Origin of the sequence: Companilactobacillus suantsaicola (assembly GCF_004745525.1) — a bacterium.
Classification (GTDB): domain Bacteria; phylum Bacillota; class Bacilli; order Lactobacillales; family Lactobacillaceae; genus Companilactobacillus; species Companilactobacillus suantsaicola.
This window is the reverse complement of record NZ_RKLY01000012.1, coordinates 1-14603: the sequence shown is the minus strand read 5'-3', so window position 1 is coordinate 14603 and position 14603 is coordinate 1. Positions and strand designations below refer to the sequence as shown.

Annotated in this window: 13 protein-coding genes; 9 read left to right on the top strand and 4 right to left on the bottom strand. The window is 37.3% G+C overall.

What is annotated here, in order from left to right; genetic code table 11:
* Positions 1-41: 41 nt before the first annotated feature.
* The 4 genes from EGT49_RS05865 (at position 42) to EGT49_RS05850 (ending at position 6165) form a co-directional block, all read left to right on the top strand.
* On the top strand, positions 42-1961 hold the full coding sequence (locus tag EGT49_RS05865) for an elongation factor G (protein WP_135372466.1): 1920 nt from the start codon (positions 42-44) through the stop codon (positions 1959-1961).
* A gap of 1041 nt (positions 1962-3002) precedes the next feature.
* Complete coding sequence (locus tag EGT49_RS05860; protein WP_135372464.1) at positions 3003-3509, top strand: DUF1440 domain-containing protein; 507 nt, start codon at positions 3003-3005, stop codon at positions 3507-3509.
* A gap of 1 nt (position 3510) precedes the next feature.
* Positions 3511-4824: an MFS transporter gene (locus tag EGT49_RS05855; protein WP_135372462.1), complete on the top strand. Its 1314-nt coding sequence runs from the start codon at positions 3511-3513 to the stop codon at positions 4822-4824.
* Positions 4825-4836: 12 nt separating this feature from the next.
* Positions 4837-6165, top strand: coding sequence for a replication-associated recombination protein A (locus tag EGT49_RS05850; RefSeq protein WP_135372460.1), 1329 nt, complete (start codon positions 4837-4839; stop codon positions 6163-6165).
* A 461-nt stretch (positions 6166-6626) separates the two neighbouring features.
* On the opposite strand, the gene EGT49_RS05845 is transcribed toward EGT49_RS05850, so the two are convergent.
* The 3 genes from EGT49_RS05845 to EGT49_RS05835 all read right to left on the bottom strand — a co-directional run bounded on the left by EGT49_RS05845 (position 6627) and on the right by EGT49_RS05835 (position 8856).
* Positions 6627-7277 (bottom strand): ribose-5-phosphate isomerase A, encoded by a 651-nt coding sequence (locus EGT49_RS05845; protein WP_135372458.1) that lies wholly within the window; start codon positions 7275-7277, stop codon positions 6627-6629.
* Positions 7278-7382: 105 nt separating this feature from the next.
* Entirely contained in the window at positions 7383-8084 is a 702-nt protein-coding gene (locus EGT49_RS05840; RefSeq protein WP_135372456.1) for a C40 family peptidase, read from the bottom strand.
* Positions 8085-8298: 214 nt separating this feature from the next.
* Positions 8299-8856, bottom strand: coding sequence for a guanylate kinase (locus EGT49_RS05835; protein WP_135372454.1), 558 nt, complete (start codon positions 8854-8856; stop codon positions 8299-8301).
* Between the two features lie 84 nt (positions 8857-8940).
* On the opposite strand from EGT49_RS05835, the gene EGT49_RS05830 reads away from it, so the two are divergent.
* Positions 8941-9147, top strand: a complete 207-nt coding sequence (locus EGT49_RS05830) for a DUF2187 domain-containing protein (protein WP_135372452.1) — start codon at positions 8941-8943, stop codon at positions 9145-9147.
* A 36-nt stretch (positions 9148-9183) separates the two neighbouring features.
* Here EGT49_RS05830 and EGT49_RS05825 read toward each other — a convergent pair whose 3' ends face one another.
* Positions 9184-9810 carry an LVIS_2131 family protein gene (locus tag EGT49_RS05825; RefSeq protein WP_135372450.1) on the bottom strand — a complete coding sequence of 209 codons (627 nt, stop codon included), beginning with the start codon at positions 9808-9810 and terminating at the stop codon, positions 9184-9186.
* A gap of 265 nt (positions 9811-10075) precedes the next feature.
* Between EGT49_RS05825 and nrdH the strand changes: the two genes are divergently transcribed.
* From nrdH to nrdF, 4 genes are read left to right on the top strand one after another with little or no spacing between them, the layout of a single operon-like run.
* Entirely contained in the window at positions 10076-10306 is a 231-nt protein-coding gene (gene nrdH / locus EGT49_RS05820; RefSeq protein WP_135372448.1) for a glutaredoxin-like protein NrdH, read from the top strand.
* 2 nt (positions 10307-10308) lie between these two features.
* Positions 10309-10683 (top strand): class Ib ribonucleoside-diphosphate reductase assembly flavoprotein NrdI, encoded by a 375-nt coding sequence (gene nrdI / locus EGT49_RS05815; RefSeq protein ID WP_135372446.1) that lies wholly within the window; start codon positions 10309-10311, stop codon positions 10681-10683.
* Positions 10664-12835, top strand: coding sequence for a class 1b ribonucleoside-diphosphate reductase subunit alpha (gene nrdE / locus EGT49_RS05810; protein WP_135372444.1), 2172 nt, complete (start codon positions 10664-10666; stop codon positions 12833-12835). The genes nrdI and nrdE overlap by 20 nt, the downstream gene beginning before the upstream one ends.
* 15 nt (positions 12836-12850) lie before the next feature.
* The gene (gene nrdF / locus EGT49_RS05805; protein WP_135372442.1) at positions 12851-13876 is read left to right on the top strand and encodes a class 1b ribonucleoside-diphosphate reductase subunit beta; all 1026 of its coding nucleotides are present in this window, start codon (positions 12851-12853) and stop codon (positions 13874-13876) included.
* Positions 13877-14603 lie beyond the last annotated feature (727 nt).

Sequence of the window (14603 nt, the reverse complement as noted above, 5' to 3'; positions counted from 1 at the left end):
CTCTTTGTTATTTGACTATGCTTAAATAATAACGGGAATTTATGAAACATATTGTTGCTGGTATCACTGCTCACGTTGATGCTGGAAAAACTACTCTTTCTGAGGCGCTGCTTTATCACAGTGGCCAATTAAAAAAACTTGGTCGGGTCGACAAGGGTGATGCTTTTTTAGATCCTGATGATTTAGAGAAAAAGCGTGGTATCACAATTTTCTCCCATCAAGCTAATTTAACGTTCGACGATTTAAGTTTAACTTTACTGGATACTCCAGGACACGTTGATTTTGCGGCTCAGACTGAACAAGTTTTGAGTGTTTTAGATTATGCTATCTTGGTTGTTTCGGCCACAGACGGTGTTTCTGGCTACACTAGAACGCTTTGGAACTTGTTAGAACACTATCAGATTCCAACTTTTATTTTTGTTAACAAAATTGACGCTGTTGGCGTCGAAACTGACCAAGTATTAACTGATCTTAAAGAAAATTTAAGCGATAGTTGTATTAATTTTTCAAAAACCTTGTCAGAGGATACTTTAGAAGAAATTGCTGTTCAAGACGATACCGTTTTGGATCAATTTTTGGAATCTGGTCAATTGGCAGACTCTACTATTCAAACCATGATTCAAAAACGTCAAATTTTTCCTTGTTTTTTTGGTTCAGCCTTAAAACTAACTGGTATAACGGAATTTTTGAGTGGTTTAGCTAAATGGACTGTCGAACCAAGTTACCAAACTGATTTTGCGGCTAAAGTTTTCAAGATTTCTCACGATGAAAAAAAGGAACGGCTGACTTGGGTTAAGGTTACTGGCGGAACTTTACATAATAAAGCTGTCTTGTATCAGGATCAAAAGGCTAATCAATTACGAATTTATAATGGAGCTAAATTCGATATGGTTCAAGAAGTTCCCGCTGGTCAAGTTTGTGCCATCACCGGTTTGGACAAAACTCATCAAGGACTCGGTCTGGGTAAACAAACAGACGAAAAAAGTCCCTTGATTCAACCGGTTTTGAATTACACCGTTGACCCTCAAAATAATGACTTACACACTTGTCTGACTGCCCTGCGCCAATTAGAAGACGAAGACCCTGAACTTCATGTCACTTGGTCGAGCCAATTACAAGAGATCCGCGTTCAGATTATGGGCGAAGTGCAACTCGAAATTTTGCAACAATTGATGCGTGATCGCTATGATTTGGACATTGGCTTTGACCAAGGTAGTATTCTTTACAAAGAAACTATTACCGACAAAGTTGAAGGTGTCGGCCATTTTGAACCGCTACGTCACTACGCTGAAGTGCATCTACTCCTCGAACCCACTAAAGAATTGAGTTTTGCCAGCGACTGCAATTTGGACGTTTTAGCTAGCAACTGGCAACATCAAGTGCTCTCCAATTTGCAAGCTAAAGAGCATTTAGGTGTCTTGATTGGCGCTCCCATAACTAATATGAAAATTACTCTGATCAACGGTCGTGCTAGCAATGTTCACTCGGTCGGAGGCGATTTTAAGCAAGCAACTTGGCGAGCTGTCAGACAGGGCTTGATGATGCTCAAACAAAAAAATGCCTGCCAATTACTTGAACCTTGGTACCAATTTCGACTAGAAGTTGATACGACAAATGTTGGTCGAGCTTTAAATGACATTCAAAAAATGCACGGAACTTTCGACGAACCTAACACTTTAAATCCAGAAATGTCAGTTCTAACTGGAACTGCTCCGGTTTCGACAATGCAAGGTTATTCTAAAGAAGTGACTGCTTACACACATGGCCAAGGTCATCTGGAGTGTGTCGTCTTAGGTTACCAACCTTGTCACAACGCAAAAGAGATTATCGAGGAACGAAATTATCAACCAGTTTCTGATTTAGAGAATACCCCCGATTCCGTTTTCTGTGCTCACGGCGCCGGCTATCCAGTACCTTGGGATCAAGTACCACAAGCTGCACACATTCCTTATACTTATTAATCACAAAAAGACAACCAAATTCAGGGGGGGAATTCGGTTGTCTTTATTTTTAAACTTTTATCTTTAGGGGGGAGATAAAGTTTTATTTACGTTTAAGGGGATTAAACTTTTAAAAAATAGGATTTTATATAAGGGTTGTTCTATCTCATTAGTACTATTTCATCAAGTGATTATTTAGAAATGCATTGTCTCCAATTTCATCAGGTCACTTCTTTCAAAAATTTACGTCAATTTTATATATCTATTAAGGGGGGGAGATATATTAATTAAGTTTAAGGGTTAAATATATTTTAAGGGGTTTATTTCTATTCATGTATTTATTTTCAATAATTTTTATTTCATTAATTAAAGCGGAAGGGTTATTTGTTCATCCGGTCACCTCTTTGTTATTTGGCTATGCTTAAATAATAACGACAAATTATGAATATCTGATATCCAAATTACGAATTAATTAATAATAATATGTGAAGAAAGTATGAAAGGGGTTTTAGGATGCCGTCTTCCGCAACAGCTCTGGGAAACGCTGGAACGCTGTGGACGCAACTTGAAGCCAATTTTTAAGCCCGAAAATTGTCTCCAAGATTGGTCTTTTGGTAAGTGCTAAAGCACTAACCAAAATTTCACGGCTGAGCATTTCCCAGAGCTGTTGCTCCAGACTAAATGGTGGTTCAATATTTTATTCTCTTCTACTTGTTTAAAGATGGTTATCCTATTCATAATAAGTAAGAATGATTTTTTGTTTGAATACGGTACAACCCTTACAACAATTTAAAATCAGTAAGCAGTTCTACATCATATTACACTGATTAAACTTCATAGAGTGGTTCTAAGCCTAAGAACCGGATAATCTCCAAAAGAACGGAAAAACAATCATAAAATAGAAATATTATTCAGTCCGGAGCAACCAAATCGATTTGGTTGCGGAGGACGGCATACTTCCCCACTCCAAAACTTATTTTCCCCCCTATAAGACTAAATACCTGAATTCATTTTTTCTCTGATTTATACTTTAATTAAAATAATTGTAGAGGGAGATTTGTTATGCATTTGAATAAAGCACAAAAAGTTGATTTAAAAGCCGCTGTCACTGCTGGTGTAGCTGCTGGTTTAATTTCTGGTTTCGTCAAACTAGGTTGGGAAAATGTTCTACCTCCTAGAACTCCAGAACGTGACGCCGTTAATCCACCTCAAACTTTGATGGAACAATTTGGAATTCCTAAGAAGATCACTCGTGGAACTTACACTTACTCCGAACAAAAGATGCCTTGGGCAAGTTTTTTGATGCACTTTGGTTTCTCAACTTCGTTCGCCATTATTTATGAAGTTTTAGCTGAATATAAACCTTTCATCCGTAAAGGTAGTGGCGCCATTTTTGGTTTAGCCATTTGGGTTGCCTTTCATTTAGGAATCATGCCTATGATGAAGACTGTCCCAAGTCCATCAGATCAACCTACTGAAGAACATATTTCTGAAGCTCTCGGCCATATCGCTTGGATGTGGACAAACGATATCGTCGGTCGTGAACTTTACCGTCGGTTGACTAAGTAAATTGAATACTTGGAAAACTTCTATAACTGAACGAATCAGTTATGGTCTCAGCGATGCGGCTGACAACTTAGTTTTTCAAATGATGACCACTTATTTATTATTTTTCTACACCGATGTCTTCGGACTTTCAGCTAATGAAGTCGCGATTCTTTTTGTCGTGGCTCGAACGGCTGATGTTTTCGAAAGTTTATTGATTGGTGTCATGATTGATAATACACATTCTAAATGGGGCAAGAGTCGGCCCTTCTTTTTGTGGTACTCATTTCCATATGTCGTTTTCGCTATTTTAACTTTCGTCACACCTAATTTTCTTCCCCACACGGGAAAATTAATTTGGGCCTATGTAACTTACTTAGGTTTAGGATTCTTTTATACAGCGGTTAATTTACCAATCACTTCCATCTTGCCAACGATGACTAATAATGAAAAGGAAACGACCCTATTAGGTGTTATTCGTCAATTTTGCGGTAGTTCCGTTCAAATCATCGTGGCGGTCTTCACAATTCCGCTCGTTAGTCTATTCGGTCAGGGTAATCAACAACTTGGCTTCTTAGGGACAATCATTTTATTCGGGGCAATTTCTTTAGCACTGATTCTCAACACTTTCTTTCACGTTCGAGAGCGCTATACGAATAAAGAGATCAGTCACCAACCACTGACTGAAGTTTGGAAGATGTTGAAACAAAATAAGCCTTGGATCGTTATTTCTGTAGTAATTTTCTTGTACTGGTTAACGACTTCAATTAAGAACCAGACGACGATTTACTACTTCAAATACGTTATTCAAGACGAAAATTTGGTTTCTCTAGCTAACAGTTTCACGTTCACGGCTCTGATTGGGGTCGTCGCAATTTACTTTGTCTCGGCTAGATTAGGTAAGAAAAATACCATGCTGCTCGGTATCGTTACTGCTTTTGTCGGACAAGTTATCATCACCATTGGTGCTTATTCAGAAGTCTTGCCAACGATTTTTGCCGGTATCTTTATCAATTGTATCGGTGGTGGCTTTATTATCGGTCTAGTCTCAATCATGATTGCCGATACGATCCGTTATGGTACCGCTATGGGAATTCAAGCTGAAGGCGTTTTGGCCTCAACTGATGACTTCGGAGTCAATCTCGGCCTCGGCTTAGGTGGTTTGATCACAGCTGAATCATTACAGATTTCTGGTTACGTTTCTAACCAAACTCAATCAGCTAGCACAATTTCCGCCATTAATCTTAATTTTGCTTTGATTCCTTTAGGGCTATACTTATTAATGTTCTTAATTCTACTTGGTTATAATGAAAAGAAGATTCAACAAGCAATTAACTAAAGAAGGTAAAGTATGCAACAAGAATCACTTTTTTCTAATAACAATGATGACAATTCACCTTTAGCTAACCGAATTCGTCCCACGACCCTTGATGGCTTCGTCGGTCAAAAACATCTGATTGGTCCAGGTAAAATCTTGCGGGAAATTATCGATCAAGATAAAATTCCCTCATTGATTTTTTGGGGCCCTCCCGGGGTTGGTAAGACTACTCTAGCGGAAATAATTGCTAAAAAAACTCAAGCTAACTTCATTACTTTTAGTGCCGTCACTAGTGGTATCAACGACATAAAAAAAGTTATGCAAGAAGCCGAAATGAATCGTGAAATGGGTCAAAGAACAATTGTCTTCATTGATGAGATCCATCGTTTCAATAAGGCCCAGCAAGATGCCTTTTTGCCTTTTGTTGAGAAAGGTAGCATCACTTTGATCGGCGCCACAACGGAAAATCCGTCATTTGAAATCAATTCTGCCCTTTTGTCACGTTGTAAAGTCTTCGTTTTGAAGTCTTTGACTGAAGATGATTTAGTTGAGCTACTCCAAAAAGTTCTCGCTAATAAAAAAGCCTTCCAAACAGAGGTCGAAATTGATGCTGACACGATCCATTTGATTGCTAGTTATGCCAACGGAGATGCTCGGGTCGCTTTGAATACTTTGGAAATGGCCGTTATCAATTCAAATTCTGAAGCTGGGAAAACAAAAGTTGATCTGGATGATATTCGCCAATTACTCAATACGAAATCACTTAGATATGATAAAAACGGTGAAGAACACTACAATATCATCTCAGCTCTGCACAAGTCGATGCGTAACAGTGATACTAACTCGGCCATTTATTGGGTGACACGTATGCTGGAAGGCGGTGAAGATCCGCTTTATATTGCGAGAAGACTGGTCAGATTTGCCAGTGAAGATATTGGTTTAGCCGACACGAACGCTTTAAATGTCGCCATCAACGCCTTTCAAGCCTGCCAATTTCTCGGTATGCCTGAATGCGACGTCCACTTGATTGAGACCGTCATCTACTTATCAGTCGCTCCTAAGTCAAATGCAGTCTACAAGGCCAGTTTAAGGGCTAAAAAAGACGTAAAAAAATATGGCAACCTCCCCGTTCCACTACAGATTCGCAATGCACCAACTAAGTTGATGAAGAATCTCGGTTACGGCAAAGATTACCAATTTGCACATGATTTTGCAGACAAATTAACGACCATGAAGACTGTTCCTAAAGAAGTTGAAAATAGTAAATACTATTTACCAACAGAACAAGGTAAAGAGAAGTTCTTCAAACAACGGTTAGCTTATATTGAGAAGTGGCATCAAGAACATAAAGATTCTGAATAATGCTATTCAGACACGGAACTAATATTTTAATATACCATTCCGATTCATACATTCAAATAAAATTAACAGACAAAGAAAGAGGATATTACCATATTGCAGCACTCTGCGGTATTAGTAATATCCTCTATTTTTTTTATATTAATTAAATCAATTAAAATAATTAAGCCTTATAACGTATCCAGACTATAAAACAGTTCAATAATTATTCTGAATAGACTTGTATACATTTCAGAATTCACGGAAATAACCGCAAAGAACTGAAATCTAGTCTGGAGTAACAACTCTGGGAAATGCTCAGCTGCGAAATTTTACTTGGCGACTTTAGCGCCTAGTAAAAGGGTGAGCTTGAAGACAATTTCCGGGCTTGAAATTGGCTCCAAGTCGCCCCACAGCGTTCCAGCGTTTCCCAGAGTTGTTGCGGAAGACGGCATCTCAAACACCATCAAACAAAAAGAACTATTCTATTTAGTCAAATGAACCACTTCATCCCCATCACTCAACAAAGCGTCTGTCACAATATTTTCAAAATAAGAAGTGCTTAAAACACCATTCATGACAGCTAATTTTTGATTAATTTCGGAAATATCTTGATAACTTTCAAAATTGCAGTCAATCAAACCAAAGCCATTGCTAGTTCTGACGATTCCGGCGATGTCGCTAGATTGGCGAACTTGGGCTTTTCCACCTAACTGTTCTACTTCTTGTAAAACTTGTGGAATAGCATCTGCTAAGACTTCTAAGCACAAAGGCACTTCTGGATTTAAAACGTCTGTTAAACGTGTCTTAGGCGATAAAATTATGTAGCGATCGGATAAATTAGCATACAGTTTCTCAAATGTGTGAATTCCACCATTGCTTTTTAAAACGTTTAAATTTTTGTCCAAATTGTCACAACCATCAAAGGCTACATCGAATTTTTCAACTTGATCCAGTGGTACAACGGGAATGTTCAACTCCGCACAAAGTTGACGAGTGCTTTCGGATGGACTTGAGAAAGTTATATCCATCCCTTTTACGGCTTTGATCAGACGGCCCACTGTGCGGCCGCCACCAAAGCTGACGTGCATTTTGGGCTTAATTTGTGCTTTTGCTGCTTCGATTAATTTTTCCATGATATTCCTCTTTATTTTTATTCGGTGATACGTTTTCTATTTTATTTTAAGACAGAAAAAAAGACCACCGAAGAGGGTGATCTTTGCGGGTTGATTTCAATTAAATTATAGAACCTTAACAGCGAATGAAGGCATGAAGTAACCTGAGATTGTTGAAATTTTAACAGATTGACCAGGTTGAGGTGCAGCGATGTATTGGTTGTTACCTAAGTAGATAGCTACGTGATAACTTGAACCTCTGCCACCCCAGAATAGTAAGTCTCCGGCTGATGCTTGTGATACAGCTTCTGTTGTTCCGGCATTTTCTTGAGCTACTGTGTATGAACCAATGTTCTTACCAGTTGCTTGTTTGAAGACATATGATGTGAAACCTGAGCAGTCAAAGCCTGAAGGAGTCTTGCCACCCCATACGTATGGTGTACCTAAATATTTCTTAGCTGTGCTGATAACATTAGCTGCTGAATCTTCTTTTGTTGAAGCTGATTCTGTAACGGCAGTTTGTGTTGTAACATCAATTTCGTTAACCCATTCGTTTGAACCTACAAGGTACCATGTTGTACCATTGTCATCTTGAACAGCCTTAGCAACACGCCAGCTTGTGTTTGATGCAAGTGCACGACCTGTGATTTTTGAATCTGATGATGGATTTCTGAATAGTGCTGAATCATTCTTTGTGCGAACTACTGAAGGTGCACTTTGAAGTGTTGTAGCAGCCTTTGAAGTAGTATTTGATAGACCCAAACCTGTAACTGCCAATGCTGCAGCAGCTGTAAATGAAATTAGACTTTTTTTAACGTTTGTATTCAAGATTGAAATCCCCCGTAAATTGAAATAGTTTTTAATTGTTTAATTTTTTTATAATTATTAATTTCTTATCACTCAACGACCACTATATTACTCTCTGAATATTGCAGAACTGTTACAACAATTGTATAAGAATGTTACACTTTGAAATTCACAAAAGAAAAGGGTTTCAACGCCCGATATAATAAGCGTCAAAACCCATTTGTGAATTAATTATTTATTTGATTTTTTCCAATTTTAGTACTTTGTTAACGTTTTCTTTAGTATTTTCGAGATTTTTATTAGAAATTTTATAACATTTACCCACTAATTCCCTTGGTATTTGCAGATCTCGCTTGAATTCGTCACTGTTAATTCGACTCAATAACCGTTTTGTTTCATCCCCCCGTTGTTTTAGACGATCAGTCACCGTTTCAAAATCAACTTCGAGAAAAATTACAACTGCGTTCTTTCCATATTTCTTCTTATAAGAAATCGCACCTGCTGTATCGACCACAATACTAGCAGCATCAAACTTTTCCCAAGTTTTCTTTAAACTTTCTTCTGACGAACCATACCAATTGCCACTGTATTCAACCTTTTCTAAGTAATGATTCTTTAAAAAGGAATTTTTCGTTTCAAAATAGTAATCGACACCGTTTTTTTCGCCTTCACGTGGTAATCTAGTAGTGTGAGTTATAACACTCGGTATATGATAAGTATCTTTCAAATATTTGCTGATGGTAGTCTTACCGGTGCCACTTGCACCAGTTATTACGATGATTTTTTTATCCATTCCTGAACCCCTATGTTTGAAATATTTCATTTACTATATTAATATACTAGTCTGTTAATTAATAAATCCGAGGAGATTTTACATATGAAAATAGAAGACTTAAAAGTTGGCACTGTATACAACTGCTCCGTTGATGAAGATATGGATTATCCTTTCCAAGGAAAAGTTGAAAAGATTTACGAACATTCAGCTTTGATGGAAATCGTTCAAAATGATCCCAAAGATAATGCAAACAAAACTGAACTAAACAACAAGATCGTTGTTAGTATCAAGAAAATTAAAAAAGCTTAACCAAATAAAAAAGCCCGGCCAATTGGTCGAGTTTTTTTATTTGCCTACATTGATAAATGATCGGGCTGGAACTCTCAAGACTCGATATTCCATTGCAAAACGGTTAGCTTTTAAACCTAACCCATTGATGAAATTGTTCTTATATTTCGCATGAACAGTAATTACATATGCATATTGATATTTAGAATCATACTTATTAATTTTCTTCATTGGCCAATCTAAACGTAAGCCAGAAACAGTGAATGGCAATGTTGCATCAGAGATCGTTGCGTTACGACTAGAAATAGTATATTTCGAATTATTCAACCAATATTGATAAACATCTGTCGAAGAACTAGATTCCTTCTTATCAATTTTTACGTAGTACCCTTGTCCGTCGTCAGTTGTCTGAATAATCATCGGATCATATTTATAAGTAACATTAACGTCGTTCTTATCCGTCAAATCAACTTTTGTAAATAGGCTAGTGTATAACAACCCACTCACCATTAAGATGACTACCAAGATCTCCAAAAAATCGACCAAAATCGTAGTCCAAGTTATTTTTGTTTTTTTCTGTACAAGAATTTTTAAGTGACGGTTTCTAATATTGAATACCACAAAGATCAACAATGCGATGACGATGATCCATGCGATAATTCCCACAAAATTCCAAGAATTCATAGTTTTCTCCCAACCAAAATTAATTGTCTGAAACTCTTTCAATTTTAACTAATAACTTTATAATAGTCATTACGCTAATTTTACCACGAATCAGAAAATTATTTGAAATTGAGATGCAAAATTGTCTACCCCAACGCGTACATAAGTTTGCGCTTACAGTATAACCACGCTATATCGTGTGTGTATCACTATAACAGATACAATATATTGTGTTTTTCCAAGCTAATGTTTATACTGATTTAGTAACTAAAGAGAGGTGCTTTACATGAATAACGTAATCGTATATAGCAAGAATAACTGCATGCAATGCAAAATGACTAAGAGATATTTGAAGGAACATAATGTTTCCTTTGAAGAAAGAAATATCAATCAAGACCCACAATATCTTGATACTTTGAAACAACAAGGATTTAAGAGTGTTCCTGTTGTTATGAACTCAATCAGTGACCCAATCGTTGGTTTCCGTCCTGACAGTTTAAAGGCACTAGTGGGCTAATTATGAAAGAAATAGCTTATTATTCTATCACCGGACAAACTAAACGTTTCGTTAATAAGCTAGGAATAGATGGCTATGAAATAACCGACGCCGATCCGTTTTTCCAAATGGGTCGGCCATTTATTCTTATTGTGCCAGCTTATGACGACGACATGATGGACCCGGTTATCGATTTTTTACAATATAAAGATAATGCCAAAAATTGTGTTGGTGTTGCTGGCGGTGGCAACCGAAATTTCAACACGCTATACAACCACACTGCCAAAGACATCGCTGCTGGACTGGAAGTTCCCGTAGTTTTTGAATTTGAATTCAATGGTACTAAAAAAGATGTCGAAAATTTTAAGAAAGTAGTGAATGAAATTGGGATTAAATAACCTTGATGCAAGCAAAATTAGTTATTTTAAATTAAATAACGAAATCAACATCCCCCAAGATGGCAAAATTCCTCTAAATAAAGATAAGGAAGCTGTCACAGCCTTTTTTGCGGAGAATGTTGAACCGAACACAATGAAATTTGATTCATTTCAAAGCCACATTGACTACCTCGTAAAAAATAATTTTATCGAAAAAAATGTTTTAGATGAATACTCACCAAGTTTCATCGAAGAACTTTATAATCACTTATTAGATCAACATTTCCAATTCCAATCATTTATGGCCGCCTACAAGTTTTATAACCAATATGCTTTAAAAACTAATGACGGCAATTCTTATCTCGAAAATTATGAGATGAGAATCCTTTTTAATGCCCTTTTATACGCCAATGGTGATGAAAAACTCGCTAAGAGTCTGGCTACAGAAATGATTGCTCAACGTTACCAACCAGCTACACCATCATTTTTAAATGCTGGCCGCAAGCGCCGTGGTGAGTACGTTTCTTGTTTCCTATTACAAGTAACTGACGATATGAATAGCATCGGTCGAACAATCAACAGTGCCCTACAATTGTCTAGAATTGGCGGTGGTGTTGGTATTACACTATCTAACTTGCGTGAATCCGGTTCACCTATTAAGGGAGTCGATAATTCTTCATCTGGGGTCTTACCAGTTATGAAGTTATTGGAGGATAGTTTCAGTTACAGTAATCAACTCGGTCAACGACAAGGTGCCGGTGCGGTTTATTTGAATGTTTTCCATCCTGATATTATCGAATTTCTTTCAGCTAAGAAGGAAAATGCCGATGAAAAAGTTCGTGTAAAGACTTTATCTCTAGGCGTGATCGTGCCTGATAAATACTACGAATTAGTTCGCAATAATGAAGATATGTATCTTTTCAGTCCCTACTCAGTTGAAAGAGTCTACGGAGTGCCATTCTCGTACGTTGATATCACTAAGGAATACGACAATCTGGTCAACGATGACCGAATCAAGAAGTACAAGATTCCCGCCCGTGAACTAGAGGATGAAATTAGTAAGTTACAACAAGAATCCGGTTATCCTTACGTTTTGAACATTGATACTGTAAATCGCAACAACCCAATCGATGGAAAAATTATCATGAGTAATCTTTGTACTGAGATTCAACAAGTCCAAATCCCATCACAACTAAATGACGCTCAAGAATACGTTAAATTAGGAACTGATGTCAGTTGTAATTTGGGCTCCACTAATATTCTCAATATGATGCAAAGTCCTGATTTTGGTCAATCAATTCGTTCAATGACCCGAGCTTTAACTTTTGTCAGTGACGCTTCAAATATCACTTCTGTTCCACCAGTAGCTAATGGTAACAAGATGAGCCATTCTATTGGTTTAGGTGCTATGGGACTCCACACTTATTTAGCCTGTCATCATCTCGAATACGGCTCACCTGAAGCAATTGAATTCATCAACGTCTACTTCATGCTTCTAAACTATTGGACCTTGGTTGAAAGTAACAATATCGCTAAAGAACGAAAAGAAACTTTTGCCAACTTTGAAAAATCTAAATACGCTGACGGAACTTACTTCGATAAGTATACGACCCAAAGTTTTGCTCCTAAGTCAGAATTAGTTAAACAACTATTTGAAGGTATCAAGATTCCTGACATCAGTGATTGGCAAGCGCTAAAAGAAAATGTTATGCGTTACGGAATTTATAACGCCTATCGAATGGCCGTTGCCCCAACTGGTTCAATCTCTTACATCAACAACACCAGTGCTAGTTTGCAACCAGTAACTAGATTGGTCGAAGAACGTCAAGAAAAGAAAAACGGTAAGTTGTACTTCCCAGCTCCTTTCTTGAGTAATGACACGATCAAATACTACAAGTCTGCCTATGATACTGATATGCGTAAGGTTATCGATACTTATGCTTCTGCTCAAGAACACATTGATCAAGGTATGAGTTTGACGCTCTTTATGCGTTCAGAAATTCCAGCCGGCATCTACGAATGGAAAAACGATTCTAAACAGACTACCCGTGATCTAAGTATTTTACGGAACTATGCCTACTATAAAGGTATCAAATCACTTTACTACGTAAGAACCTTCACCGAAAATAACGATGAAATTGGTAGTAACGAGTGTGAAAGCTGCTCAATCTAGGAGGAAATTTTTATAATGGTCGACACATATTACAAATCAATGAATTGGAACAAGCTTGAAGACCAAATCGATAAAGAGACTTGGGAAAAATTGACTTCACAATTTTGGCTCGATACCAGAATTCCTCTTTCCAATGATCTGGATGATTGGCGTACTTTAACACCTGCCGAACAAACCGTTGTTGGACACGTCTTTGGTGGTTTGACATTACTTGACACCTTACAATCTCAAGATGGTATTCAAGCCATGTTAAAAGATGTTAGGACACAAGCAGAAACTGCCGTCTTCAATAACATCGAATTCATGGAATCCGTTCATGCCAAAAGTTATTCTTCCATCTTCAGTACTTTGAATACTGCCGAAGAAATTGAAGAAATCTTTGACTGGACTGATCACAACGAATATCTACAAAAGAAAGCTAAATATATCAACGATATTTACCAAAACGGCACTCCACTACAAAAGAAAGTCGCCAGTGTTTTCCTAGAAAGTTTCCTATTCTACTCTGGTTTCTACACTCCACTTTATTATCTTGGAAACAATAAATTAGCCAATGTCGCCGAAATAATTAAGTTGATCATCCGTGACGAATCCGTTCACGGAACTTATATCGGTTATAAATTTCAATTAGGTTTCAATGAATTAAGTGAAGATAAACAAGCCGAATTAAAGGATTGGATGTATGATTTGCTCTACACCCTTTATGACAACGAGGAGAAATATACTCAAGAGCTTTACAAAGAAGTTGGCTGGGTCGATGAAGTCTTAGTTTTCTTGCGTTATAACGCCAACAAAGCCTTGATGAATCTTGGTCAAGAACCACTCTTCCCTGATGGTAACGCTGAAGATGTCAACCCTATCGTTATGAACGGTATCTCAACCGGTACTAGCAACCACGACTTCTTCTCACAAGTTGGTAATGGTTATTTGATGGGTAAAGTAGAAGCCATGCAAGATTCCGATTACGATATCGGTCGAACTGGCGATCACAAAACACCTGACGACAATTCCTTATTTAGCCGTGTTAAAAAATTAAAATAGCTATTTGTTTTGATTGTTGTTTTTTGGAGTGTTGGTAGAAGTATGCCGTCCTCCATAGCAAAGCCGATTTTGGCTGGAACGCGGCCGGCACTATTTTGAGCTTTTGCAAAGTACGCAAAATCTCAAAACTAGGCCTTTCACTAAGCGCTAAAGCGCTAAGTGAAATTTGGCGGCTGAGCCAAATCGGCTTTGCTATTCCGGACTGAATTTCACACTTATTAGTTACTTGCTTTCCATTTGATTAAGAATAACAATTCTATTCAGACATAGAAATAATATTTTAATAGGTTATCCGTTTCATACATTAAAATAAAAATTAACAGACAAAAAAGAGGATATTACTATACTGCAGAATCTTGCAGTATTAGTAATATCCTCTTTTCTATTAATCAAACTACATAAAGCATAGAAGCGTTATAACGCATCAAAGCTATAAAACAGTTCTGTACTTACTCGAATAGAATCCGTATTCATTTCTGAATCTAGCAAAAAAAACGCAAAAACGTGAAATCTAGTCTGGAGTAACAGCTCTGGGAAATGCTCAGCCGCCAAATTATTCTTAGCAATTTATTGCTTAGAATAAGGCCAAGCTTTGAGATTTTTCCGAATTTGAAAAAGCTCAAAGTTGTGCCGGCCGCGTTCTGCGATAATCCTTATATGGTTGACATTTCAAAATAGTATAAAAATGTTAACCCAGTAATGGAGGGATTTTATGCAGAAATATACA